General features: G+C 47.0%; 20 protein-coding genes. 7 read left to right on the top strand and 13 right to left on the bottom strand.

The features are described from left to right. Positions 1-14: 14 nt before the first annotated feature. The 6 genes from CI960_RS13395 to CI960_RS13370 all read right to left on the bottom strand — a co-directional run bounded on the left by CI960_RS13395 (position 15) and on the right by CI960_RS13370 (position 5,575). Positions 15-713, bottom strand: coding sequence for a 16S rRNA (uracil(1498)-N(3))-methyltransferase (locus CI960_RS13395; protein ID WP_005854983.1), 699 nt, complete (start codon positions 711-713; stop codon positions 15-17). A 38-nt stretch (positions 714-751) separates the two neighbouring features. Then, positions 752-2,068 carry a NupC/NupG family nucleoside CNT transporter gene (locus CI960_RS13390; protein WP_005854986.1) on the bottom strand — a complete coding sequence of 439 codons (1,317 nt, stop codon included), beginning with the start codon at positions 2,066-2,068 and terminating at the stop codon, positions 752-754. Then, positions 2,065-2,706 (bottom strand): bifunctional nuclease family protein, encoded by a 642-nt coding sequence (locus CI960_RS13385; RefSeq protein ID WP_005854990.1) that lies wholly within the window; start codon positions 2,704-2,706, stop codon positions 2,065-2,067. Before CI960_RS13385 ends, CI960_RS13390 begins: the two co-directional genes overlap by 4 nt. Positions 2,707-2,778: 72 nt before the next feature. Continuing rightward, positions 2,779-3,387 (bottom strand): HAMP domain-containing sensor histidine kinase, encoded by a 609-nt coding sequence (locus tag CI960_RS13380; RefSeq protein ID WP_011966600.1) that lies wholly within the window; start codon positions 3,385-3,387, stop codon positions 2,779-2,781. A gap of 452 nt (positions 3,388-3,839) precedes the next feature. Continuing rightward, on the bottom strand, positions 3,840-4,637 hold the full coding sequence (locus CI960_RS13375; RefSeq protein ID WP_005854995.1) for a M48 family metallopeptidase: 798 nt from the start codon (positions 4,635-4,637) through the stop codon (positions 3,840-3,842). A gap of 8 nt (positions 4,638-4,645) precedes the next feature. Further along, entirely contained in the window at positions 4,646-5,575 is a 930-nt protein-coding gene (locus CI960_RS13370) for a DUF5106 domain-containing protein (protein ID WP_008780245.1), read from the bottom strand. A gap of 81 nt (positions 5,576-5,656) precedes the next feature. On the opposite strand from CI960_RS13370, the gene CI960_RS13365 reads away from it, so the two are divergent. From CI960_RS13365 to CI960_RS13340, 6 genes are all read left to right on the top strand, one after another. Then, positions 5,657-6,544, top strand: a complete 888-nt coding sequence (locus CI960_RS13365) for a LysR family transcriptional regulator (protein WP_005855000.1) — start codon at positions 5,657-5,659, stop codon at positions 6,542-6,544. 109 nt (positions 6,545-6,653) lie between these two features. Continuing rightward, on the top strand, positions 6,654-7,709 hold the full coding sequence (locus tag CI960_RS13360) for a YeiH family protein (protein ID WP_005855002.1): 1,056 nt from the start codon (positions 6,654-6,656) through the stop codon (positions 7,707-7,709). A gap of 86 nt (positions 7,710-7,795) precedes the next feature. Further along, entirely contained in the window at positions 7,796-10,141 is a 2,346-nt protein-coding gene (locus CI960_RS13355) for a transglycosylase domain-containing protein (RefSeq protein WP_005855004.1), read from the top strand. Positions 10,142-10,371: 230 nt separating this feature from the next. Next, positions 10,372-11,937: a glycerol-3-phosphate dehydrogenase/oxidase gene (locus tag CI960_RS13350; RefSeq protein ID WP_005855006.1), complete on the top strand. Its 1,566-nt coding sequence runs from the start codon at positions 10,372-10,374 to the stop codon at positions 11,935-11,937. Between the two features lie 32 nt (positions 11,938-11,969). Then, positions 11,970-13,469 (top strand): glycerol kinase GlpK, encoded by a 1,500-nt coding sequence (gene glpK / locus CI960_RS13345; RefSeq protein ID WP_005855008.1) that lies wholly within the window; start codon positions 11,970-11,972, stop codon positions 13,467-13,469. A gap of 56 nt (positions 13,470-13,525) precedes the next feature. Continuing rightward, positions 13,526-14,263, top strand: a complete 738-nt coding sequence (locus CI960_RS13340; RefSeq protein WP_005855011.1) for an MIP/aquaporin family protein — start codon at positions 13,526-13,528, stop codon at positions 14,261-14,263. On the opposite strand, the gene CI960_RS13335 is transcribed toward CI960_RS13340, so the two are convergent. The 7 genes from CI960_RS13335 to CI960_RS13305 are packed head-to-tail and all read right to left on the bottom strand — an operon-like array spanning position 14,229 to position 20,667. After that, the gene (locus CI960_RS13335) at positions 14,229-14,708 is read right to left on the bottom strand and encodes a HyaD/HybD family hydrogenase maturation endopeptidase (RefSeq protein ID WP_005855012.1); all 480 of its coding nucleotides are present in this window, start codon (positions 14,706-14,708) and stop codon (positions 14,229-14,231) included. The two genes, CI960_RS13340 and CI960_RS13335, sit on opposite strands and share 35 nt — an antisense overlap. After that, complete coding sequence (gene cybH, locus CI960_RS13330; protein ID WP_008773316.1) at positions 14,705-15,442, bottom strand: Ni/Fe-hydrogenase, b-type cytochrome subunit; 738 nt, start codon at positions 15,440-15,442, stop codon at positions 14,705-14,707. Before cybH ends, CI960_RS13335 begins: the two co-directional genes overlap by 4 nt. A 14-nt stretch (positions 15,443-15,456) precedes the next feature. After that, a complete protein-coding gene (locus tag CI960_RS13325) occupies positions 15,457-17,178 on the bottom strand; it encodes a nickel-dependent hydrogenase large subunit (protein WP_005855015.1) in 1,722 nt (573 codons plus the stop codon). Between the two features lie 15 nt (positions 17,179-17,193). Beyond that, positions 17,194-18,291 carry a hydrogenase small subunit gene (locus tag CI960_RS13320; protein ID WP_005855017.1) on the bottom strand — a complete coding sequence of 366 codons (1,098 nt, stop codon included), beginning with the start codon at positions 18,289-18,291 and terminating at the stop codon, positions 17,194-17,196. Between the two features lie 19 nt (positions 18,292-18,310). After that, the gene (hypE, locus tag CI960_RS13315) at positions 18,311-19,360 is read right to left on the bottom strand and encodes a hydrogenase expression/formation protein HypE (RefSeq protein ID WP_005855019.1); all 1,050 of its coding nucleotides are present in this window, start codon (positions 19,358-19,360) and stop codon (positions 18,311-18,313) included. A gap of 6 nt (positions 19,361-19,366) precedes the next feature. Further along, entirely contained in the window at positions 19,367-20,446 is a 1,080-nt protein-coding gene (gene hypD / locus CI960_RS13310; protein WP_005855021.1) for a hydrogenase formation protein HypD, read from the bottom strand. Continuing rightward, positions 20,434-20,667: a HypC/HybG/HupF family hydrogenase formation chaperone gene (locus CI960_RS13305; RefSeq protein ID WP_005855023.1), complete on the bottom strand. Its 234-nt coding sequence runs from the start codon at positions 20,665-20,667 to the stop codon at positions 20,434-20,436. The genes hypD and CI960_RS13305 overlap by 13 nt, the downstream gene beginning before the upstream one ends. 159 nt (positions 20,668-20,826) lie before the next feature. Between CI960_RS13305 and hypF the strand changes: the two genes are divergently transcribed. Continuing rightward, positions 20,827-23,109: a carbamoyltransferase HypF gene (hypF, locus tag CI960_RS13300; RefSeq protein WP_005855025.1), complete on the top strand. Its 2,283-nt coding sequence runs from the start codon at positions 20,827-20,829 to the stop codon at positions 23,107-23,109. Positions 23,110-23,121: the final 12 nt, after the last annotated feature.

The raw sequence follows: 23,121 nt of genomic DNA, 5'->3' as shown, positions 1-23,121 counted from the left end.
GAAATAGGATTATTCTATTGATTTAACACATGAATCGTATGGCAAGCCACTAGCGCGGCCGTTTCCGTACGCAGCCGGCTCTCTCCTAAAGAGATCGGCTCGAAGCCATTCTCTTGAGCCAGTTTGATTTCTTCCGGGCTAAAATCACCTTCCGGTCCGATGAGGATTAAGGCATTCTCTCCCGGCTGATACGTATGTTTTAATAGTGGCTTCTCGCCTTCCTCGCAATGGGCGATAAACTTACGCCCATCAAAGGGAGTGGCGACAAACTTCTTGAAATCTGTCATTCCTTCTAACGCCGGCAAAGTCGCTTTCTGGGATTGCTTCATGGCACTGACCAATATCTTCTCCAATCGAATCGGCTTGATCTCTTTACGCTCCGAGAAACGACAATTCAAACAGGTGATCGCATTGATCCCTATTTCCGTCGCTTTCTCCACGAACCACTCCATCCGGTCCATGTTTTTGGTAGGAGCTATGGCTATATGGAGATTGAAGTTCCAGAGATCGGGTTGTTTCCAACTCTCTAAGAGGGTCACCTCACAATGTTTGGGATGCGCCCGGCTAATAGCCGCTTTATAAAAAGAGCCTTGCCCATCCGTCAATACTATCTCATCGCCTTCACCTAGACGAAGTACCCGTATACAATGTCCTGCTTCTTCTTCCGGTAATTCCGGCTTGATAGCTATATCTGGTGTATAAAAAATCTGCATGACCATCTAATTTTCAATTCTCAATTCTCAATTTTCAATTACCCAAGGATCATACCAATTATAGTAGCCGATAGCACAGAGACCAAGGCTCCGCCGATCATAGCCGGTACGCCGATACGTGAAATTAATCCTCGTTTTTCCGGGGCTAATACGCCCAATCCGCCTAATAAGATACCGATAGACGATATATTAGCGAATCCGCAAAGGATATAAGTAGACATCAAGATCGATTTCTCATACATGAATAATCCGGCATCTTTCCATTGCTGTAATTGGAAATAGGCGACAAATTCGTTCAATATGGTCTTTTGTCCCAATAAAGAACCAACTAACATGATGTCTTGGCTGGGAACCCCGATCAACCACATGAAAGGAGAGGTGATTACGCCCAGTATAAATTGGAAGGTCAAGCCCTGCGCCTTACCGTCCGTAATCTTTACAATCCAGTCATTCAGTCCGGTATAACGCCCTATCACACCTTCCGTAATATAATTCGCTAACGCTACAAGGGATATGAATACCAATAACATCGCGGCAATATTCGTCATCAACTTTACGCCGGTAACCGTACCCGATGAGATGGCATCTAGAATATTCGAGTTCTCTTTTTCCTTGCCGGAGATAGCTACATGGTCCGTGGCTTCTTCCGTCTGCGGACAAAGCATTTTCGCTAAAACGATTGAACCCGGTACTGCCATTACGGAAGCCGAGAGCAAGTGAGTGGCGAATAAAACCTTCGCCGCCGGGTCTGTTCCTCCCAACATACCTATGTAAGTACCCATTACGGAACCGGCGATCGTACCCATTCCGGATACCATGACCAAAAATATCTCCGAACGATTCATTGTCGGCAGGTAATTCTTGATCAACACAGGAGATTCTGTCATTCCCATAAAAATATTACCGGCGGCCACTAATCCCTCCGAGCCGGATATATTCATGAATTTACGCAATACCCACGCAAAGGCACCGACTACTTTCTGGATAATCCCCCAATGGTAAAACATGGAAACCAAGGCGGAGAAGAAAATAACAATCGGTAGCGAATGAAGCAAGAAACTGAATCCTGCCGCTTTAGAGGCATACGGGCCTAATAAGAAAGTAAGACCGGCATCCGTGAAGTCCATCAACTTAACAAATATCTTGCCACATCCTTCCAATAGGCTTCCGACGAACGGCACATATAAAACCGCCAAGGCGAATACGATCTGCATGAACAAACCTCCACCTACTAATTTCCAATCGATCCGTTTACGATCATAACTCATCGCATAGGCGATACCTAAAATCGTAATGATCCCAAGCAGACCTCTTAAAAGTGAGACCAGTCCGAATCCTCCTTGTTCTCCAATCATTTGTTTGTGTCCTCCTCTTCTTCTCGACGGCGCAACTCGTCTTTATACATTTTCGCGTATTCGTAATTTTCGTCCGCTATAGCGTCTTCCAATCGCTCGTTTATTTCTTGGATATCCAATAGGCTTAACCATTTCTTTAACTGGGCTTCGTCCTTAATCTCATCCGGTTCTAATTCTAATAAATTGTCATCCTCCTCCGGTTCGTCAGCGGGGATGGACAGGGTGTCTTCCAGTACGACACCGCATTCCTTTACAATCTCCTCGGAAGTAAAGATGTCGCAATTTACCCGAAGCGCTATGGCAATCGCGTCGGAAGTGCGAGAGTCCAGCTTTATCGAGCGCTCACCGTCGCTAAACTCTAATTCTGAGTAAAACACACCATCTTCGAATTTGTATATGTAGACTTCCTTAAGAATGACGTTGAAGGCTTGCGCAAAAGTGGCGAATAAGTCGTGTGTTAATGGACGAGGAGGTACGATATGCTCCAATGCGATCGCTATAGACTGTGCTTCAGCGGTTCCTACGATGATTGGAATTCGCCGTGGACCATTTTCCTCTGCCAAAATTAACGCATAGGCCCCGGATTGAATTTGGCTGTTCGCTAATCCTTGAACCCTTAATTTTATTCTTGTACTCACAGATCTGAAATTTAAAATTGTATACAAAAGCAAAAGTAATATTATTTTCGGGATTATTGCGAATAAATGTGATTAATCACTTTCAGTGTGTTTGGGGTTAAGGGGAAGGATAATGGAAAAACGGCTTCCTTTTCCTATTTCGGACTCTACGGCGATATACCCATCGAAACGTTCGGCTATCACTTTGCAAATGGATAGTCCCAAGCCGGTACCTTTGGCGAATTCATCCAGTTTCGTGAAACGATTGAAAACGGCGTCTTGCTTTTCTTTCGGAATACCAATGCCGGTATCTTCTACGAAAATATGTACATGCCGCTCTTCCTCTCGGTATTCATAACCAATCAATATATATCCCTTTTGCGTGAATTTAATAGCGTTGCTAAGAAAGTTGGTAATCACTTGTGTCAACCGAAACTTATCCGTGGGAATGGATATGCTTTTTTCCGGTATTTGCATACGAAGTTCTACGTTCTCCGGCATTAAAACTTGGAAAGTCTGGTAAATCGTGCTTATTAATTCATTTAGAGAATATTGCTGGAAAGAGAATGACATACGGCCCGATTCGATACGGGAAAGATCTAAGATATCATTGATAAGGTTCAATAACAGATCGCTGTTCGTATTGATTAACTCGGTAAAGTTTTCCCGTTCTGCCTTACTGAGCTCGATGTCTGTGTTCATAAGATTCGAGAATCCGACAATAGCGTTCAATGGAGTCCGGTTTATCGAATGTTCGTTTCAGTGTTTCATTAAAAATCGGGTAGGTATCTTTCTTTTGCTCAAAAGAATGGATAAGCACGATTTTCTTTTCTTCTTTTTCTTGGCAACCTAGGGTTAACAAAGAGACAAGAAATATGGATATGGCAAAAATTAAATATTTATGTGTGTGTTTCATGATTCTTAATAGATAGATCTTTTGCAAAGGTAGAAGTTTTTTTGACTATCAAAGCAAAAAAAAATGGTCATCCGTCACGGACAACCAATCTTCATTGCTAACCTTAAATCTAATACCATGAAAAACACGGTGCAAATATATAGTATTTTATGTTGTACAGCATGATTTCGTGGCGTAAATCCTTGATACGTTAGCTTTATTTTAATAATAGTCCGTCCTGCTAAAGGACCGTTAACAGTTATTGCTTGCTTTTCACGTACTCATCGGCCTTCTCTTTTACCCGATCGGCACGTTTTTGAGTCTCGGGATGGCTTGAGAACATCTGCATAAACTTGGACGATTTAGCTTCCGACTCACTCAGTTGTAACAATTTATTTAATGAGTTAGACATTCCGTACGGATCTCGCCCGTAATCTATACAAAACTGGAAACCGAATTCGTCCGCCTCATACTCTTGTTTCTGGGAATATTGAGCGCCAGCCAATGCCTGTGCCATGTCTCCCAGTTGAGAGTCGGTCAGCTTGGATACGGTTCCACTTACGGCTCCGGCGGCGTTTTTAGCGGCGGAGGTCAAGTAAGCGTTTTTCATGGCGTCTTTAGAGTCGGAATGAACGACGTGCCCGATCTCATGACCGATAACGGCGAATACCTCGTCATCGTCCATGATTTTCATCAATCCGCCACATACGCGTACACTTCCGTCTCCACAGGCGAAAGCGTTTACATCTACTACATTATATACTTTAAAGTTTAAGTCTAGGCCGGAAACTTTTTTTACATTGGCGGTCAAGCGTTCCAAGCGTTGTCCCATTTCCGTATCCGGGCCCGCTACCTCGTTATGAGTGTCCATCCATTGGATGTACTCTTTTGCCATTTTGGCTACATCCTCGTCGGATAGAGTAGCGGCATGCGCTACATCAGTCGCAGCATTAATCACTTTTTTCGTATTAATGGTCTTGCCGCCAATCTTGAATTGGGCGGAAACCGTTAGGCTCACTCCTGCTAAAAAAGCCAAGGACAATAAGATTTTTTTCATGTTTTAAATTAGTTAGTTGTTTGTGATAAATAATTTTCGATCTGTTGAAAAGTAGCATCTTTCAACAATACTTTCTTCTCTTTGTTCAATAGGTATAATGTGGGTATCGCTTTTAAGTCGTAGATCTCGTCGTTTTTAAGCGAAACACTTTTGTCGTATGAGTTGATCCAATCTTTAGGCATGACGGAAACGTGTTCTTTCCATGCGTCCAGATCCTCGTCCGGATAAACGGCTAAGATCTTTAGTTTGTTGCTTTTTGAAAATTCATTGATCAAGAAGGACGATTCCATTTGTCTGGTTATTTCTTGACAAGCATGGCAGTCCGGATTATAGAAAAATAATAATAGATAATCCGCTTTTATATTGTATAATTTCCCGGTTTGTCCGTTCGCTAATGTGTACGTGAAATCGGTCGCAGGCGTCCCGATTCTGTTTTTTAATGCGAGCTCTAGCAAATGGGCGGGACGTATCTTTTCCACATCGCTTAATGACGAGGATTCGGTAAGATATTCCAATACCGCTATATACATTTCCTCATTCCTTAAGGGGGAGTTCGGGTCGTATAGATATTTCTCCATCATCTCGGAAAAGTACTGAAACATGGCACTGTCTTGTTCTGTTTGTTTCATCATCGCTTTTACGGAAGAAGACATAGCCGCAGGCGAGACATAGTTCATCAAATCTATATAGTTGGATAATGCCTGCTCGGTCACTTGAGGTTCATGGATATAGGTCGTATCCTTGAAGTCGAATTTATCCCAATAATGTTTCACTAAATATTCGGCCCTTTCCACCGGGTCTGTGATTAGGGTGGGGACTGAGACCATTTCAAAGGTGGGTGGCGCTACATTGGATTCTTCCGTTTTTTGATTGCGTTGACCACTGCATGCATTGACGGTCAACGTCAACAATAAAACATATAGATATTTCATATTCATTCATATATTTATGTTTCAATCCACAAATATATAGTATTATTTTTATCTTTGTTAAATTAAAACGGCAAAAGATAGAATATCATGGATTTTCGATTAAAAGTATTTCATAGCGTAGCTTGTAACCTAAGTTTCACGAAAGCGTCCCGGGAGTTGTTCATTAGTCAACCCGCTATTAGTAAGCATATCCATGAGTTGGAGGTTCAATATAAGACACCTCTCTTTGAACGAACAGGTAGCCAGATCCGTTTAACTCGTGCGGGCGAGTTGTTGTTTTCGCATACCCATTCCTTATTGGCTTCGTATCGTCAATTGGATTTCGAGATGAATCTGTTGACAAATAATTTTCTGGGGGATTTACATTTAGGTGCCAGTACGACAATATCCCAATATGTTCTTCCGCCCGTGCTTGCTTTATTCATTAAGATGTTTCCGGATATACATGTATCTGTATTGAATGGGAATAGCCGGGATATAGAGTTGGCTTTGCGAGATGGAAAAATAACGTTAGGATTGGTGGAAGGGACTACCCGTCAAAATACGATGCATTATATACCTTTTATGAAGGATGAGTTAGTGGTTGTCACTCATGTAGGGTCTAAGTTGGCTGCTTATGACGAACTGACGTTGGAACAACTTTGTGCTTTGCCCGTAGTACTTCGTGAAAACGGCTCCGGTACGCTTGAGGTCTTGGAGGGGGCTTTAGCAAAACACCAGATCAAACTGTCGCAATTGAACGTATTATTGCAGCTAGGTAGTACGGAGAGTATCAAATTATTCTTGGAAAATTCCGATGCTTTGGGAATTCTTTCTATTCGGGCGGTGACACGTGAGCTGATGGCTGGACGTTTGAAAGTGATAGATATTGAGGGCTTTAAGGCCGAACGGACTTTCTCCTTTGTGGAGCCGCAGGGACAGAACAGCGGTATGGAAGAAAGTTTCATGCGTTTTGCCAGTCAACATTGGCAATAACTTTAGGTTATTCGCTATAAAAACTTGTGAAGTAAGGGATCGGATGAAAATATGTACTTTCGCGAACGAAATCAAATAATGATATGTTGTACTAAATAAATCAATAATTATGTTTAGCGAAAAACGAGGTAACGTATTACATGGTGTCTTGCTGATAGCCCTTTTCTCTTGTTCCGCATTCTATATCGCGGAGTTCCAGTTTGTTAAACAAATGTCATTCAGTCCGCTGATTGTCGGTATTATTTTAGGTATGTTATACGCCAACAGCCTGAGAAACCATTTGCCGGAGACGTGGGTTCCGGGTATCCTGTTTTGTACTAAGCAAGTACTTCGTGCGGGTATCGTACTATATGGGTTTAAGCTGACCTTCCAGAGCGTGATTGCGATCGGCCTTCCGGCAATCCTGATCGATATGGTGATCGTGGTGCTTACCATCTTGATCGGTGTTTGGGTGGGACGATTGATGAAAATGGATAAAGACCTTGCTTTACTGACTGCCACGGGTAGCGCTATTTGCGGGGCTGCTGCGGTATTGGGCGCTGAACCGGTCGTGAAGTGCGAGGCTCATAAGACGGCGGTTGCCGTATCGACAGTCGTGATTTTCGGTACGCTTTCTATGTTTATTTATCCGGTGATGTACCGTGCGGGTATTCTTGATTTAGACCCGGAGCAAATGGGACTTTATACGGGTGCGACCTTGCATGAGGTAGCTCATGTGGTAGGAGCCGGTAACGCTATGGGAAAGGAAATTTCGGATGCGGCTATTATCGTGAAAATGATTCGTGTGATGATGTTAGCTCCTGTGCTAGTGGTCATGAGTTTCATGTTGGCTCGAACCGCCGTGAATTCCGTGGTTAACGGGGGGAGGAATGGCGGAGGCGTTGCCCCTTCTCGTGGTAAGATCACTATTCCTTGGTTTGCGTTTGGTTTCTTGGCCGTGATTGGTTTCAATTCGCTCGACTTGCTTCCTCATGCGGTTGTAGATGGGATCAATCAGGTAGATACATTCATGCTGACAATGGCCATGACTGCTCTTGGTACGGAGACAAGTATCGAGAAATTTAAGAAAGCTGGCGCTAAGCCCTTTGTTTTGGCCACTATTTTATATGTTTGGTTACTAGCTGGTGGTTATTTGTTGGCGAAATATGTGCCTCAACTTGCATAAGATCGTATTTTCCTCTATTTTTGTGATCTTAAATAGGTCGTTGTGGATAAGATGAGTCTCTTATCCATACCGTGAAATATAAAAAGATGGCATCAAAGATTACAAAAGGTATCCTTATTTCTTGTTGGATAGTATACCTCGCTATATTAGGGGCGGTGGTAATGGTGTTTATGGCGATAGCGAATGGTTCAATTGGTTATATGCCTCCGGTGGAACAATTGGAGAACCCGATTGATAAATATGCTTCCCAAGTTATCTCCTCGGACGGAAAGGCGTTGGGAGCCTATGCGCATAGCAAAGACAATCGTATTTACGTGAATTATGAGGATCTTTCGCCGGATTTGGTGAAAGCCTTGATCGCTACCGAGGATATCCGGTTCGCCGAACATAGCGGTATCGATGCGCAGGGTTTGTTTCGTGCTATCGTGAAGCGGGGTATCTTGATGCAAAAAAGCGGTGGTGGCGGTAGTACCATTACCCAGCAATTAGCGAAGCAATTATTCTCGCCGAGTGCCGATAATATGATGGAACGTCTTTTCCAGAAACCGATCGAATGGGTGATCGCGGTTCAATTGGAACGTTATTACACAAAGGAAGAGATTATAAATATGTATCTGAATAAGTTTGACTTCTTGTACAATGCCGTGGGAATCCAATCCGCGTCTCGTGTGTATTTTGGAAAGACCCCTAAAACCTTGAAGATCGAGGAAGCCGCCACGTTGGTAGGCATGTGCAAGAACCCTTCTTATTTCAATCCGGTTCGCCATAACAAGCGTACCATCGGCCGTCGTAATACGGTTTTGGAGCAGATGGAAAAGGCCGGGTACATAACCAAGGCGGAATGTGATTCGTTGAAGGCTTTACCCTTGGTCGTACATTTTACCCGTATGGACCATAAAGACGGTTTGGCTCCTTACTTCCGTGAATACCTTCGTCTGACAATGACCGCGAAGAAACCGGAGCGTAAGGATTACGCCTCTTGGCAATCTCAGAAATTCAGTGAGGACTCATTATCTTGGGCGACGAATCCATTATATGGATGGTGTAACAAAAATAAAAAAGCCGACGGGGAATACTATAATCTTTATACGGATGGCTTGAAAATCTATACGAGTATCGATTCCCGTATGCAGAAATATGCGGAAGACGCTGTCCGTGAACATATGAGTAAAGATCTTCAACCGGCTTTCTTCCGGGAAAAGAAGGGACGTAGCTATGCTCCGTTCTCAAGAGACGTAAGTGTCGGTCAAGTAGACACGATGTTGATGCGTGCGATGCACCAGACAGATCGTTACCGGGCGATGAAAAAGAGTGGAATGGCTGAGGCCGATATGCGCAAGGAGTTTGAGAAGCCTGTCGATATGCGTGTGTTTAGTTGGGATGGTCCGATCGATACGATCATGTCTCCCTTGGATTCGATTCGTTATCATAAGAGTTTCTTGCGTACGGCGTTTATGTCGATGGACCCTCGCACCGGGCAGGTCAAGGCATATGTAGGTGGTATTGACTATAATGACTTCCAATATGATATGGTGAATGGCGGTCGCCGTCAGATCGGTTCTACCATGAAACCGTTCCTTTATTCGTTGGCGATGATCGAGGGGATCAGCCCTTGCGACCAGATGCTACATGTGCAGCAGCAGTTGATGGACGAGAACGGTCGTTTGTGGGTTCCCCGTAACGCCAGCGCGAAGCGAATCGGCGAGATGGTTACGATCAAGTGGGGATTACAGAACTCGGATAACTGGGTAACCGCTTATCTGATGAGCCAGCTCTCACCTTATACGTTTGTTCGTTTGCTTCATTCTTTCGGCTTGAAGAATCATATCGATCCTGTTATCTCGGTCTGTCTGGGTACTCCGGATGTATCGGTGGGTGAGATGGTCGGGGCCTATACGGTATTTGCCAACAAGGGCATCCGGGTAGAACCTTTATTCGTGACCCGTATAGAAGATTCATATGGAAATACAATCGCGAACTTTACCCCACAGATGAGTGAGGTGCTGACGGAAGATGCTTCCTATAAGATGCTACATATGTTGAAAAGCGTAATCGACGGTGGTACCGGAGGACGTGTACGTTTCCGCTACGGTATCAAGGCGGAGATGGGTGGTAAGACCGGAACGACCCAGAATAACTCCGACGGTTGGTTCATGGGATTTACGCCTAGCTTGGTTTCCGGCTGCTGGGTAGGCGGCGAGGACCGTTCCATCCATTTCGACCGCTTGGCGGAAGGGCAGGGAGCGAGTATGGCGTTACCGATTTACGCCCTTTATATGCAAAAGGTTTATAAAGATAAAACGTTAGGCTACTCGGAAGACGAGACTTTCGAGATCCCCGAGAAATACGCAAACCCATGTAGCGAAGGTGGGGAGGAAGATAGCCCCACGACCCCACCGGATACGGGAGGTATCGATAAGATGTTTGAGTGATAATAATCAGACTATTACAGTTTTTTTTAATTCCCCGTAAGGAAAACTTTTGTTTCCCTATAGCAAAACAAAAGTTTCTTCAGCAGGAAACTTTTGTTTCTTCCAATAGAAACTGCAGTTATCTTTATGGAAAACAGAAAGCGCTACTGATCCTTTTTCCCAAATCCTTTGTTATACTAAGAATTAATGGTTAGATTTGTGACTGTTAATCTTAATAAAGGAGGAGCTATATGGACCGTAGTAAAATGATTTCTCAGTTGGAAGACCCGTCTGAAGTCTTTGATTTTCTTGTGATCGGAGGAGGAGCTACCGGCATAGGTATCGCTCTGGATGCTTCGACAAGAGGATATAGAGTCGCCTTATTCGAACAATCGGACTTTACGAAAGGAACTTCCAGCCGTAGTACGAAGTTGGTCCATGGCGGTGTCCGTTATTTGGCGCAAGGAGATGTCTCCTTGGTTCTGGAAGCTTTGCGCGAACGAGGCCTGCTACGCCAGAACGCTCCCCATTTGGTAAAAGATCAAACCTTCTTAATCCCTTGTTATCGTTGGTGGGAAGGCCCGTTTTATACGATAGGCCTGATCCTATATGATGTGATGGCCGGAAAATTAGGTCTGGGACGTTCGGTTTGTATCGGTCCGAAACGGGCGCTCCGTACCATTCCGATGCTTCGTCCGAAAGGGATGACCGCCGGGGTGCTTTATCACGACGGCCAGTTCGATGATTCCCGCCTTGCGATTAATATGGTCCGCAGCTCTATCGACGCTGGCGCTTGTATCTTGAACTATGCGAAAGTCATAGGGCTTCTGAAGGATGGCGACCGCAAAGTATCCGGCGTTACGGTTCGAGATGAGGAGACCGGTACGGTTTATCAAGTAAGATCCCGTTGCGTGATCAATGCTACCGGTGTCTTCGCCGATGAGATCTTGCAAATGGACGAGCCGGGTAAACGCCCGACCGTTCGCCCCAGCCAAGGAGTCCATTTGGTATTGGATTCCTCTTTCTTGCAAAGTGATTGCGCCATTATGATTCCTAAGACATCGGATGGACGTGTGTTGTTCGCCGTACCTTGGCATGATAAAGTCGTGGTAGGGACAACGGATACCTTGATGGAATCGCCGGAAAAGGAGCCGGTAGCCTTAGAGAAAGAAATCCAATTTATACTCGATACGGCCGCTAATTATTTGACCCGGCCACCCAAGCGAAGCGATGTCTTATCCGTGTTTGCGGGGCTTCGTCCGCTCGCCGCTCCCCGTAGCGAAGGTAAAAAGACAAAAGAGATATCACGTAGCCATAAATTGATCCGGGAGAAATCCGGCTTGATCACCATTATCGGAGGCAAATGGACAACCTACCGGAAAATGGCCCAAGATACCCTAGACCTAGCGATACGTTACATGCATATTCCTACAAAAGATTGTATTACCGAGCGTTACCAAATCCATGGTAGCCGGAAGAATCCGGATTTCTCCGATCCTTTATACGTATATGGTACGGATGCCGACGAAATCCGTAACTTAGTGGCCTCTTCCCCCGCCATGGCGGAGAAGTTGCATCCGGACTATGCCTATACGGTAGGAGAGGTAACTTGGCTGGTCCGTAATGAGATGCCTCGTACTTTGGAGGATGTATTGGCCCGCCGTTTGCGTATCTTATTCTTAGACGCACGGGCGGCGATGGCGATGGCTCCTAAAGTAGCGGGGATTCTGGCTACGGAATGGGGGAAGGACGAGACTTGGACCTCTGCTCAGGTAAAGGCGTTTAATGAGGTTGCCTCGAATTATATACTGAATTGACAAATTGATAAACGATACTAATATAGAAGGATATGAATTTTCGAAATAAATATGTGTTGGCGATTGATCAGGGAACCACTAGCTCCCGGGCTATCCTGTTTAATCATCAAGGAACTATTATTACGTTGGCTCAGAAGCCATTCCAACAGTATTTCCCGAAACCGGGCTGGGTAGAGCACGACCCGAATGAGATTTGGTACACCCAATCGTCTGTCATCAAGGAGGCGATGGCAAAAGCGGATGTCACGGATAGCCATATCGCCTGTATCGGAATCGCTAACCAACGGGAGACTACCATCATCTGGGACCGGGAGACTGGCTTTCCCGTATACAATGCGATCGTATGGCAGGATCGCCGTACGGCGGATTATTGCGAGGAACTTAAATCCCAAGGCTGGGCGGAACGTATCCTGCAGAAGACCGGGTTGGTGATCGACGCTTATTTCTCCGCCACGAAGATAAAATGGATATTGGATAACGTAAAGGGTATCCGGGAGCGTGCGGAGCGGGGAGAACTATGCTTCGGAACGGTAGATACTTGGCTGGTTTGGAAACTTACCCGGGGCGCTCAATTCATTACGGATGTGACGAACGCTTCCCGTACCATGCTTTTCAATATCCGTACTTTGCAATGGGACCAAGAGTTATTGGACTTGTTTACGATACCTGCCTCGATGTTACCGCAAGTGAAAGCCTGTAGCGAGGTTTACTGCGAGACATCAACTCCTATTTTTAAGAAAGGCATTCCGGTATCCGGTATGGCCGGCGACCAACAGGCGGCTCTGTTCGGCCAGCTCTGCGTAGAGGATGGTATGATCAAGACAACCTACGGAACCGGCTGCTTTATGATCCTGAATACCGGTAAGGAACCCGTTCTTTCCCAGAATAACCTATTGACAACGATCGCATGGAAATTAGGGGATCAGACGACCTATGCGCTGGAAGGTAGTGTCTTTGTGGGAGGTGCCGTCGTTCAATGGTTGAGGGATGGGATCGGCCTGATTCCGAATGCCTCGATTACGGAGCAAATGGCGAAATCCGTCAGTGATAATGGGGGCGTTTATTTTGTGCCGGCGTTAACAGGCTTGGGTGCGCCGTATTGGGATCAATACGCACGTGGCGCTATTATCGGGATTACCCGCGGAACTACGGCGGCCCACTTGACCCGTGCGGCTTTGGAGGGCATCTGCTATCAAGTATATGATGTATTGATGGCCATGGAAAACGATATTCACGCCAAGCCGAAAGAGATTCGGGTAGATGGCGGTGCTATCGCTAATAACTTCTTGATGCAATTCCAGTCCGATATCTGCCGCTGTCCGGTCGTACGTCCGAATGTATTGGAGACGACTGCTTTGGGAGCCGCTTATTTGGCGGGCTTGGCGATCGGCTATTGGAAGGATATCGATGAACTGAAAGAACAATGGTGCTTGGATAAGGTCTTTAACCCACAAATGAAAGAGGATACCGCCCGTAAATTATTGAACGAATGGCATAAGGCGGTGGGGCGTTCTCAGAATTGGGCTGAATAATGAAAATCATCTTATAGGCAGATTAACAAGTTAACAAATTCTTAAATTATTATCTTATGTCTCCATTTTTAGCGGAATTATTAGGGACTATGCTCTTGATCCTGATGGGAGGAGGAGTTGTAGCGAATGTCTGTTTGTCGAAAACAAAAGGCAATGGAGCGGGCTGGATAGCGATAACGACCGCTTGGGCTTTAGGCGTATTTATCGGTGTTGTGGTAGCCGGCCCTTATAGTGGCGCACATTTGAATCCGGCGGTATCGATCGGCTTGGCGATCGGAGGGACTTTCCCTTGGTGTGATGTATGTACTTATATAGCCGGGCAAATGATAGGTGCCGCTTTGGGCGCTTTATTGGTCTGGCTGGTTTATAAGGATCACTTCAACGCTACGGATGATCCGGATGCGGAATTAGGCGTATTCTGTACGAGTCCTGCTATCAAAGATTATCCAATTAATTTCTTAGGTGAGATGATCGGTACGTTCGCCTTGATGTTTGTCGTATTTTTTATAACGGACGGAGAACTAACCTACGAAAGCAATAGTACCTTGCCGATAGGTTTAGGTTCGGTAGGTGCCATTCCGGTAGCGTTTACGGTCTGGGTAATCGGCCTTTCCTTAGGTGGAACTACCGGTTACGCGATTAACCCTGCCCGTGATTTAGCTCCCCGGTTCATACACTTTATTTTGCCGATCAAGGGAAAAGGCAGCAGCCATTGGGAGTATGCTTGGGTACCTGTTTTAGGGCCGATAGCTGGGGCCGCTATTGCCGGTATGCTCTATTATGTATTGAAATAATCTCTTGTATCATCCGGATCACTTTCGGAACCGCCGCTTTTACCTCGGGTGTCAGATCCATTCCGACCTCGTTGATATTGAGGGCGGAGATGACAATGAGATGGGTTTCCGGGAGATCGTCGGTCAGGATCATGGCGTCGATCATATCTTTTAGACCGATCTCGTGGGCGCTCATAAGCGGGGGAAAGTCGGTAGCGTAACGAGGTTGGATCAGACGGACGGTGCCCGGAGGGTTATTATCCAGCGTGGCATCGATCATGATGATACGGTCATATCCTTGCAGCCAACTTAATAAATGAAGCCCTCCCGTGCCCCCGTCCATCAAATGGACGTGAGCCGGGAGCTTCTCGTTTTCTAAAGCCTTGATAACGTGTATGCCTACCCCTTCGTCTTTCAGCAATAAATTGCCTACTCCTAATACTAATGTTTCCTTCTCCGCTTTCATCCTTTTTTAGCGATCTTAGTGATAGTCTCGGCAGTCTCGGTTACCTCTTCCTTGTCCGCTATGTCTTCCTCGATAAACTTCCAGCCACCGATGATGGACGAAGTCTCGCCACGTTGCTCGATATAGTCATGATAAAATACCAGATAAATATGAACGATAGCGAAAAGGATGAAGAACCACATCAGGAAATGATGGATCTGGCGAGCCATCAAATCCCCGCCCATCAAGGGAACTGTCCATGCGAACAGTTGCGGGAAGAAGGACTGGCTCATCTTCGCGTACAGGCCGAATCCTGTGATACTTTGTAACAAAAATGCCCAGAAAGTTCCGAAATAAATCAAGCTAGCCAAGGCGTTATGCCCGATACTGTCTACCGGTTTGTTCTTAATCATCAAGATATCTACCTTGATCACCTCCAATACCTCTTTCCATTGGGATTTCTTTAAAGGGATGAAGTTATTCCATCTGGCATAACGATTCCCGACGAATCCCCAATAAAGCCGGAATACGAAATTGAAGAAGAATACGAACGCTGTTACGAAATGGATAAACCGAACCACGCCGAACCAATAGCTGAAATAAGCCTCCGAAGCGGACATGATTGCGGGAGGATCGGCGATGATAAAGCCTGTCACGCAGAGTATGACGATACAGAGCGCATTCACCCAATGATAGATACGTACGGGTAATTCCCATACATACACTTCTCTTAAACGTTTCTTACGACTCTTCATGGCTCTATTGTTTTTTAGAATGTATCAACTTGGTGCACATATTTTCCTTCCTCGTCATACAGATGCACGGCACAAGCCAGACAAGGATCGAAAGAGTGGATCGTCCGAAGAATCTCTAGGGGTTGCTTCGGATCGTATATCGGCGTACCGATCAAAGCGGATTCGTAGGCGGACAATACGCCGTTCTCATCCCTCGGTGAGGCGTTCCAAGTAGTAGGCACTACCATCTGGTAGTTCTTTACCCGGTTCTTGTCGATCACGATAAAATGGGCTAATGCTCCACGGGGAGCTTCGGCCAATCCTACGCCTTGCTCATGATCGGGCCAGTTCTCCCGTTCCCATTCGGCACTGTTTGCCATCCGGGAATCCCCGTTCTCGAGGTTCTTGATCAATTGGTTGAAAAACTCAAGGGCCCAGTCTGCTGCCATTCTACATTCCAATCCACGAGCGGCGGTACGTCCTAGGGTAGAGAATAAAGCATCTACCGGTAAGTCAAGCTGACGTAAAGTCTCGTCTACGATACTCTTTTGAGGTTCCTTCCCTGCGGCGTAAGCTACGATCAAACGGGCTAACGGACCCACTTCCATTGGTTCCTGTTTCCACCGTGGCGTCTTGATCCAACTATATTTATCCTCTACGTCCAATAACTTATAGGGGGGACGAGGGCCAGTATATTCCAGATGGGTCTCTCCCTCGTAGGGATGCAAACCGGCTTTGTCTCCTTGCGTGTATTTATACCATGAATGATAAATGTACTCCTTGATTTCTTCCGGGGAGTTAGCGTCTACGGGATGTACCTTGCTAAGGTCACGATCCAAGACGATTCCTCTGGGGATCTTATAACTTTCCACTTCCCCGAGATCGAACACCGGGTAGTCTCCGTAAGACAAATAGTTTCGTACGCCTCCGCCAATCTTACTCCATTTGTCTTTATAGACGTTGGCGATCATCAATAAATCTGGGATATACACTTGATTAATGAAAGTTTTCGCCTCCTCTAGTTTCTGCTTTACCAGAGCGAGTCGATCTGCGTTGATCGCATTGGCCTCATTTAAGTCGATGCTGCAAGGCATACCGCCTACGATATAGTTTGGATGCGGATTCTTGCCCCCGAACACAGCGTGTACCTTGACGACCTCTTTCTGCCATTCCAATGCGTCCAGATAATGGACGGTAGCGATAAGGTTCTGTTCCGGCGTAAGTTTATAGTCCGGATGTCCCCAATACCCATTGGCGAATATACCAAGCTGCCCGCTGGCAACGAACTTCTTTAGTCGTTCTTGAGTGGCGGTGAAATACCCCTCGGTATTCTTTGCCCATGGAGAAAGTTGCTGGGCAAGTAAAGCGGCGGCTTTTGGATCGGCTTTTAAGGCGGATACCACATCTACCCAATCCAATGCATGCAATTGATAGAAATGCACCGTATGGTCATGCATGTACAATACGGCTTGCATGATATTACGAACCATACTGGCGTTGGGAGGGATCACGATACCCCGTGCGTTCTCGACCGCCCGTACCGAGGCAAGCGAGTGGATGGAAGTACATACGCCGCAAACACGGCCTACGAAAGCCCATACATCCCGGGGATCCCGGTCTTTTACGATATTCTCGATGCCCCGCACCATAGTACCCGAGCTATAAGCGTTCTTGATCGTGCCACCTTCTATTTCAGCCTCTACCCGCAGGTGGCCTTCTATACGGGTAATGGGGTCTATGACAATTCTTTCTGACATGATAGTAGTGTTTTATTAGATCGTAGATTTACTTTCCGGCTCATCATTGTCGATAAGCTCTTTTTTCCGTATGTTAGTTGCTACGGCATGTACGGCGATACCGGCGGCGGTAGCGGCTCCTAGAGCCAGACCGATCTGATCCGCCGTGGCCTCGATACCGAATCCGTGTATATCGGGCATACGTTTATAGAACGGGCTGTTGTCCCAGAAATTCTCCTCGCTGCAACCCAAACAGGGGTGACCGCTCTGGATCGGGTAACTGGTGCCCTCGTTCCATTTGATGATACCGCACGAGTTATAGGTGCTCGGACCTTTGCATCCCACTTTATACAAGCAGTAGCCATGCTTGGCGTTCTCATCGTCGAAGCTCTCCACGAACAAGCCGGCGTCGAAATTCGCACGGCGGTAGCACGTATCATGTACTCGGCGGGAGTAGAACATCTTCGGACGGCCCAATCCGTCCAATTGCGGCATGCGTTCGAAAGTCAACATATAAATAATGACACCCGCCATCACGTCGGCGATCGGAGGACAGCCTTGTACATTAATAATAGGTTTACCTTTGATGACTTTATGAATACCTTTAGCGCCGGTAGGATTCGGGTTCGCCGCTTGCACGCAACCGGCGGAAGCGCAGTTGCCCCAAGCGATGATCGCTTTAGCTCCTGCGGCGGCCTCTTCGGTGATCTGCAAGGCACTCTTGCCGCCTACGCAACAATAAGCCTCGTCCTTGGTAGGTAGCGACCCCTCGATCATCAGTAGATAATTGCCGTAATACTTTTTCATGGTCTCTTCCTTAGCGGCCTCGGCCTGTTCGCCGGCGGCGGCCATCAGCGTCTCGGTATAGTCTAGGGAAATCTTGTCTAACAACAAGGTCGCCACGATCGGGTGGGCGGCACGGATAAACGATTCGGTACAACAGGTACATTCCTGTAGGTGTAGCCAGATGATCGGAAGGCGGGGTTTCGTCTCCAAGGCATTTACTACCTGTGCCACTCCCGAAGCCTCCAATCCCATAAGGGCGGCCATGGTGGTACAGAACTTCAGGAAGTCCCGGCGGGAGATGCCTTTCTGACGGCACTCTTCGTAAACGGACGGTCTTTTATTTTCCATATCTCAGCAATTAAGTATTCTAACAAATACGGGGGAGTTGTTCCCCGCTTAGCATATCGATGATCCGGTAGTTACCGTATAATGTCTTCATCTTGACCCGGGCTTGCTCTCCGCTTTGCTTGGTGATACGACCGATAACGGTCGCTTGCCTGCCCTCCTCGAAACCTCTCATAAGGGGTAACGCTTGTTCCGCACGGCTTTCCGGCAGGATCACAAGAACTAATCCTTCGTTCGCTATATAGAGCGGGTCTAATCCTAGCATCTCGGATGCGGCACGTACCGCTTCAGGAATAGGCAGGGCGTCTTCGTCCAGCAGGATATCCACACCAGCGTCTTGGGCGATCTCGTTGAGGGTTCCGCTTACGCCACCTCGGGTGGGATCACGTAAGACATGTACCTCTCCTATAGTATGTAACAGCTCAGAAATCATAATGTTTAGCGAAGCGGTATCACTTTTTAGATCCGTCTCGAATCCCAAGCTTTCCCGTGCGGAAAGGATCGTGATACCATGTAGACCAATCGGGCCGCTACAAATGACGACATCGCCGGGAGTGGCTTGGTCTGGGGCGATTCGTATGCCCGGAGGGACGATCCCGATCCCACTGGTGTTGATAAACAATTTATCGCACTTGCCCCGTTCCACCACTTTTGTGTCCCCGGCTACGATCTGTACGCCGGCACGCTCCGCCGCACGTTTCATGGATTGTACGATACGCTGAAGATCTGCTAGAGGCAAGCCCTCTTCCAGTATAAACCCGGCGGTCAGATACAAAGGACGGGCACCGCAACAAGCCAGATCGTTAACGGTCCCGTTGATCGCCAGATCACCGATATCTCCTCCGGGGAAAAAGATCGGGTCTACCACGAAGGAGTCGGTAGAGTAGGCCAGTCGCCCTTCTTCCATAAGAAACACGCATCCGTCATGATCCTGCTCCAATAATGGGTTCCGGAAAGCCGGATAAAATACTTGGCTGATCAGTTGGTGTGTCATGCGTCCTCCCCCTCCGTGCGCCAGTAGCACACGGTCTGAGTCGGTAAAAGGAATCGGGCAATTCAAGTGTATATCCATATCTTTCTATTTATATCTATAATAAGCGGCACAAACCCCTTCCGAGGAGACCATCGGGGCTCCCAGCGGATGGGTGGGATGGCAGGCCTTCCCGAAATGGGGACAGTCCGAGGGGTGTCTCAAACCTCTCATAATCAGTCCGGCGATACATTCGGATGCGATCTGGTTTTCTTCCGGACACAATTGAAATCTCATTCGGGAGGAATATCTTTTATATTCGGATCGAAGTTGAAGCCCGCTGGAGGGGATGATTCCGATGCCCCGCCAGTCTTGGTCGCAAGGTTCCAGCATCTCGTCCATAAGTTGGCGGGCGGCGGCATTCCCTTGTTCGGGGACGGCCCGTTTGTAAGCGTTCTCTACCTCATAACTTCCGGCTTCCAACTGGGAGACACAGCGGTAGATACCATATAATAGATCTACCGGCTCGAATCCGGTGACGACCATCGGGATTTTATATCGGGCGGTTAATCGGTGATAGGCCCTGTTGCCTGTGATGGCGCAGACATGTCCGGCTGTCAGGAAACCGTCTACTTTACTTTCCGGATCGGATAAGATAGCCTCGATAGCGGGTGGTACCGTGAATAGGGAAGTCAATATGGAAAAGTTCGGAAGTCCTCGGCGTATGGCCTCTTTCAAAGCCATGAGGTGAACAGGTGCGGTCGTCTCAAAACCAATTGCGAAGAATACGATTTCCTTATCCGGGTTCTCCTCGGCCAGTGATAGGGCATCCAAGGGCGTATATAGCATACGGATATCCGCTCCTCTCGCTTTTACGCTCAATAAATCCTCCTTACTTCCCGGAACTCGCATCATATCCCCGAAAGAGGCTAAGATCACATTCGGCTGTGTCGCCAACTTCAAGGCGTAGTCGATTGTCTCGACCGGTGTTACACAGACCGGGCAACCCGGCCCATGGAGCAGTTGAAGATCCGGCGGCAACATCTCTTCCAGCCGATAACGGGCGATAGCATGTGTTTGCCCGCCACAAATCTCCATGATATACCAAGGTCGTGTCACCTTTTTGCGGATGGCCTCCAGAAGAGTTTGTACCTTCTCGTTGCTTCTATATTCGTCTACGAAACGCACTTTTGTAATTCTTTAAGGTCTTTCAGTGTTTCCTCCGCTTCTTTCTCATCTACAACAGATATAGCGATCCCTGCGTGAGTGAGGATATAATCCCCCTGTTTCACATCCACCCATTCAATACATATATTCTTTAGGATGCCTCCGAAATCAACTTTAGCCATGGTCATTTCGGGGATGCTTCGATCGATTGAGATAATCTTTCCGGGTACCGCTAAACACATATCGTTTCAATTTATTTAGTAACCTCAAAGATACTTAATATGTTTAAGAGGGAAAGATAAAATTGATAAATATTATTTATAAGATGATAGGTAATATCTCTTTAGTAAATACGATAGTCGATTCGTGTCTGATTAGACATTTATTCCTATATTTGTGCTATGGCGAAGAATAAAGTATATGCGTTGATTATTCAAGGCTTGGTTCAAGGGGTTGGTTTTCGCCCTTTTATCTACCGGATCGCTAAAGATCTGGGGATGAAAGGTTGTGTGGAGAATATGAATAATGGAGTACGTATATTGGTTGCCGCTACTCCGGATGATCGGGATTTGCTGATAAGTCGTATACGGACCGAGCATCCTCGTGTCGCTTATATCCATCGGATCTCCTATACATCTACGGAAATGGATGAAGATGATTTTGACGATTTTACGATTACGCCCAGCCATTCAGAATCGGATGAGGTCACGCAGGTCTCCCCGGATATCGCTGTTTGTGCGGATTGTATGCGAGACCGGACTACGCAACCCCATCGAATCGGATATCCTTTTATTAATTGTACGCATTGTGGCCCTCGTTTCTCTATTATCCGGGACCTTCCTTACGACCGTTCGCAGACAACGATGGGCGGTTTCCTTATGTGTCCCGATTGTGAGAAAGAATATACGAATGTTATCGATCGCCGTTTCCATGCCCAACCGGTCGCTTGCAATCATTGTGGCCCGACTTATTACGCGACTTATAACGAGGAGACTTATATCGATTATGAGACCTTATTGAAACTTACCTCTCGTCTATTGCTTGGTGGAGAGGTTATTGCGGCTAAAGGAATCGGAGGCTATCATTTGATTTGTGATGCCTCGAACGAGAGAGCGGTTGCCCGTCTGCGAGAGATAAAGCAGCGGGATACCAAACCATTCGCTGTTATGTTCCGTGATCTGGAACATTTGCAAGTCTATACGGCAACGGAGCCGATGGAGGAGCGATGCCTCGTCTCTTGGCGCCGTCCGATCGTGCTGCTGAGGCAACGGAGCCGGTTAGCTTCCGGAATCAATCCGGGCATGCATACGCTAGGATGTATGTTGTCTTATATGCCGATTCATTACGATTGGTTTGCTCGTACAGGGATACCTGCGTTGGTAATGACCAGCGGGAATCTAAGCGATTTGCCGATAGCGATCACCCCAGAGGATGCGGAGGCGCAATTAGCGGGAAAGGTAGCGATCCTCTTGCATCATAATCGCCCGATCCATAACCGGGTAGATGATTCTGTGTTGCAGGTCTGCGGAGGACAACCCTGCTTGATCCGTCGTTCCCGAGGCTATGTGCCGGAACCCTTTTTCACGGATACAAATGTGGAAGGGATCATGGCTTTCGGTGCGGAGAAAGTGAACACGTTCGCTTTGGGAAAAGGAGAGACGATCCTGCAAAGTCAATATATTGGCGACTTAAAGAACTGGGAGACTTTCCGGTTCTATACGGAATCTATGGAGCGGTTTCGTCATTTGTTTCGTTTCAATCTCCAGCGATTGGTTTGTGATCTGCATCCGGATTATCTTTCCAGCCAAGAGGCGGAACGTATCTCGAAATCTCTTTCCTTACCTTTATTAAAGGTACAACATCATCATGCTCATGCCGCTGCTTGTATGTTGGAGCATGGATTGAATGAGCCGGTTCTCGCTATCGTGATGGATGGGACAGGTCTGGGTGATGATGGTAAGGTTTGGGGAGGCGAGTTCTTCTTTTGTGACCGAGCGAAATACCGTCGCCTTTCCCATTTTGAGTATGTCCCGTTACCGGGAGGCGACAAGGCGGCTGAGGAGCCATGGCGAATGGTTGTCGCCTATTTGTGGCATTATTTCAAGGACGAACCGTCGGGTATTCCTTATCCGGCCGATTTCGTGGAACGCATAGGCACGGAAAGGATCGCTATGCTTGAACGAATGATGGAGAAAGGTGTGAATACACCCTATACATCCAGCGCTGGCCGGCTGTTTGATGCGGTAGCTTCTTTATTGGGGATTTGCGATGTCTCCAGCCACCAAGCGGAGGCTCCGGTCTTATTGGAGCAGGCGGCGATGGGAGAGAGGAACGCTTATGCGTATCCAGTCTCGGCGGAGGGAGAGGAAATCTCTTTTTATTCTTTGTTTGAGGCATTATTGCATGATAAGACGAACGAGGTCCCGGTGAGCTTGATATCCGCCCGTTTCCATACGACATTGGCTTCCTTGTTTGTGCAGAAAGCCCGCTTGTTGATTAAACGGACGAAAGCGACACAAGTGGTTATCTCGGGAGGATGTTTCCAGAATAAATTATTGACGGAGTCGATGAGGAGACAGTTCATCATGGCTGGGGTCCCCGTCTATATTCCGTCTCGTATACCTTGTAACGATGGGGGGATAGCCGTGGGGCAATTAACGATCGCCTCGGTGACTCCCTTTTAAAAGAGATCAGAT

It is taken from the genome of Parabacteroides sp. CT06 (assembly GCF_002257605.1).
GTDB classification, from domain to species: domain Bacteria; phylum Bacteroidota; class Bacteroidia; order Bacteroidales; family Tannerellaceae; genus Parabacteroides; species Parabacteroides distasonis.
The sequence above is the reverse complement of the archived record's forward strand: the minus strand, read 5'-3'. Positions and strand labels throughout refer to the sequence as shown.

Bases quoted from the DNA above. Each gene is read 5' to 3' on its own strand.
- CI960_RS13305 (WP_005855023.1), bottom strand. From the start codon at position 20,667: ATGTGTTTAGCGGTACCCGGAAAGATTATCTCAATCGATCGAAGCATC.
- hypE (WP_005855019.1), bottom strand. From the start codon at position 19,360: ATGGATATACACTTGAATTGCCCGATTCCTTTTACCGACTCAGACCGT.
- CI960_RS13360 (WP_005855002.1), top strand. From the start codon at position 6,654: ATGTTTAGCGAAAAACGAGGTAACGTATTACATGGTGTCTTGCTGATA.
- glpK (WP_005855008.1), top strand. From the start codon at position 11,970: ATGAATTTTCGAAATAAATATGTGTTGGCGATTGATCAGGGAACCACT.
- CI960_RS13340 (WP_005855011.1), top strand. From the start codon at position 13,526: ATGTCTCCATTTTTAGCGGAATTATTAGGGACTATGCTCTTGATCCTG.
- CI960_RS13375 (WP_005854995.1), bottom strand. From the start codon at position 4,637: ATGAAAAAAATCTTATTGTCCTTGGCTTTTTTAGCAGGAGTGAGCCTA.
- CI960_RS13355 (WP_005855004.1), top strand. From the start codon at position 7,796: ATGGCATCAAAGATTACAAAAGGTATCCTTATTTCTTGTTGGATAGTA.
- CI960_RS13325 (WP_005855015.1), bottom strand. From the start codon at position 17,178: ATGTCAGAAAGAATTGTCATAGACCCCATTACCCGTATAGAAGGCCAC.
- hypF (WP_005855025.1), top strand. From the start codon at position 20,827: ATGGCGAAGAATAAAGTATATGCGTTGATTATTCAAGGCTTGGTTCAA.
- CI960_RS13395 (WP_005854983.1), bottom strand. From the start codon at position 713: ATGCAGATTTTTTATACACCAGATATAGCTATCAAGCCGGAATTACCG.
- CI960_RS13350 (WP_005855006.1), top strand. From the start codon at position 10,372: ATGGACCGTAGTAAAATGATTTCTCAGTTGGAAGACCCGTCTGAAGTC.
- CI960_RS13380 (WP_011966600.1), bottom strand. From the start codon at position 3,387: ATGAACACAGACATCGAGCTCAGTAAGGCAGAACGGGAAAACTTTACC.
- CI960_RS13370 (WP_008780245.1), bottom strand. From the start codon at position 5,575: ATGAATATGAAATATCTATATGTTTTATTGTTGACGTTGACCGTCAAT.
- CI960_RS13365 (WP_005855000.1), top strand. From the start codon at position 5,657: ATGGATTTTCGATTAAAAGTATTTCATAGCGTAGCTTGTAACCTAAGT.
- CI960_RS13335 (WP_005855012.1), bottom strand. From the start codon at position 14,708: ATGAAAGCGGAGAAGGAAACATTAGTATTAGGAGTAGGCAATTTATTG.
- CI960_RS13320 (WP_005855017.1), bottom strand. From the start codon at position 18,291: ATGGAAAATAAAAGACCGTCCGTTTACGAAGAGTGCCGTCAGAAAGGC.
- cybH (WP_008773316.1), bottom strand. From the start codon at position 15,442: ATGAAGAGTCGTAAGAAACGTTTAAGAGAAGTGTATGTATGGGAATTA.
- CI960_RS13390 (WP_005854986.1), bottom strand. From the start codon at position 2,068: ATGATTGGAGAACAAGGAGGATTCGGACTGGTCTCACTTTTAAGAGGT.